Raw genomic sequence first — 2,315 nt, 5'->3', positions numbered from 1 at the left:
TGCTGGTGCTGGTGCCGACTGTTCCGGTTGCGCCGGTTGCACGGACTGGTCCGGCTGGACGGACAGTTGTACCGACACGGACGAGTCGGAGGCGAGCCTGTCGGCGCCGGGCGGCCGGCTCGACGCTGCCTCCCGTGCGGTGCTGGTGCTCTGGCCGGGGTCTTCGGCGTTCACGGACCGGGCGGCGACAGCAGCCACCGTGACACCCCCGTCCCGATCGACTACTCCCTTATCGAAATACAGACTCCACAGTAACCCTCAGTAATGCAAGTGGGCCCTCGGGCAGATGATCGACGTGGGCGGGGGGTTTGGCGGCGCCTGTGGGGCGGCGTCCGCAATGACCGCCCTGAAGATCATTTTTGTGCTCCGTCGGCGATATGACATCCCCGGGCCGGCAGGCCAGGTAACCTCGCCCGGTGCCTGCGCTCGTGCTGATCGGTGCCCAGTGGGGTGATGAGGGCAAGGGGAAGGCGACCGACCTGCTTGGTGGGGCGGTCGACTTCGTTGTCCGATATCAGGGGGGTAACAACGCCGGACACACCGTTGTCATCGGCGAGGAAAGCTACGCTTTGCACCTGATTCCCAGTGGTGTACTGCGCGCGGACTGCGTGCCGGTGATCGGTAACGGCGTGGTCGTGGACCCGGGTGTCCTACTTCAGGAGATGGACGGGCTCGCCGCCCGTGGCATCGACGTGTCCCGTCTGTTGATCAGCGCGAACGCGCACCTGATCATGCCTCATCATCGAGCGCTCGATAAGGTCACTGAGCGTTATCTAGGTAAGGCGCGGATCGGGACCACCGGGCGCGGGATAGGCCCGACCTATGGTGACAAGATCGCTCGGACCGGCATCCGCGTCCAGGACCTGCTCGATCCCGGGATCTTCCGCGCGAAACTGGAGCTGGCGCTGCGGGAGAAGAACCAGATCCTGACCAAGATTTACAATCGGCGTGCCCTCGACGTGAACGAGGTCGTCGATGAGTACAGTGTGTATGCGCACAGGCTCGGGCCGCACATCGTCGACACCGGTCTTGTGCTCGACAAGGCGTTACGGGCCGGTAAGGTCGTGCTCCTGGAAGGCTCGCAGGGTACCCTCCTTGACGTCGATCACGGGACCTATCCCTTTGTCACGTCGTCGAACCCGACCGCGGGCGGGGCCGCGGCCGGCTCGGGTATCGGGCCGACAAGGATCACCCGGGTGATCGGCATTTGCAAGGCGTACACGACCAGGGTTGGTTCCGGGCCGTTCCCGACCGAGCTCACCGACAAGGTCGGGGACGAGCTGCGCGCGGTTGGTGGGGAGTTCGGTGTGACCACCGGACGAGCCCGGCGCACCGGCTGGTTCGACGCTGTGATCGCCCGCTACGCGGTACGCGTGAACGGGCTGACCGACATCTTCCTGACCAAGTTGGACGTGCTGTCCGGCTTCGACCGGGTGCCGGTCTGCGTGGCGTACGACGTCCACGGGGTGCGACACGACGAGATGCCGATGACGCAGACCGAGTTCCACCACGCCAAGCCGATCTACGAGGAGCTTCCCGGCTGGGGTGAGGACATCTCGCGGGCGTCGTCGTTCGATCAGTTGCCGAAGGCTGCCCGCGACTACGTCAAGACGCTCGAGGAGCTGTCCGGGGCGCCGGTGGCGGCCGTCGGGGTCGGCCCCGGCAGGGATCAGACGATCTCCATTCGCGATCTTGTCTAGCGATCTCGGCGGTGGTCGGGTCGCTTCGTGACCCCTCGAACGCTACGAGTGAAACCTCGAAGATCAAAAAATTGCTCCGTATGATGGATGACATCCGAAGCCACCTACCGTCGGAGTGGCTCGGGTCATGGCATGCTCAGGCTCGGCCGACAGCCGATCTTCTGCTCGGTTGGCTGCCCAGGGTGGTTCTGCCTGTGTTCCGCATGGGGCTGACGCACCAGGGGCGGCTGTTGGTGTGGGAATGTTCTGTATCGCCCCTCGTTCGCATCGTGGAGGTACGCAATGAAGCGTTTCGCGTTGATCGCCCTGCTGGCCGCAATTGCCGGTGGTGGTTTCCTCATTCGCAAGCGGGGCAAGCAGGACGCCTGAGCGCCGACTCGGCTGCTGCCACGAGAGCGACCGTTCGTGGCAGCAGGTGGGTGTGAAGAGGCGGCCGTGCGCGGCTGGCGTCTGCCGTGATTGGCTGCCCCGGGCTCTGCGATGACGTTGATGACGTCCGGCGGTCCCGGGGTGCCGCGCAGGGGTCTCGGGCCGGTTGATCGACCACTGCGCTGATCGTCGCCGAGGGCGGGTCGACGTGGGTCTCGGTGATGTTGTTCCGGAGTCGTGACGTCG

General features: G+C 65.3%; 2 protein-coding genes. One reads left to right on the top strand and one right to left on the bottom strand.

The window, feature by feature from the left end:
• Window positions 1-198, bottom strand: a 198-nt coding sequence (locus DD1DGNOD_RS28430; RefSeq protein ID WP_206443430.1) for a hypothetical protein, incomplete at its 3' end; no start/stop codon positions are given.
• 218 nt (window positions 199-416) lie between these two features.
• On the opposite strand from DD1DGNOD_RS28430, the gene DD1DGNOD_RS25425 reads away from it, so the two are divergent.
• Complete coding sequence (locus DD1DGNOD_RS25425) at window positions 417-1,700, top strand: adenylosuccinate synthase (protein WP_131768860.1); 1,284 nt, start codon at window positions 417-419, stop codon at window positions 1,698-1,700.
• Window positions 1,701-2,315 lie beyond the last annotated feature (615 nt).

This window comes from Candidatus Protofrankia californiensis, from assembly GCF_900634765.1.
GTDB lineage: Bacteria > Actinomycetota > Actinomycetes > Frankiales > Frankiaceae > Protofrankia > Protofrankia californiensis.
Note: the sequence above shows the minus strand (reverse complement) of the source record. Positions and strands in the feature narration are given on the sequence as shown.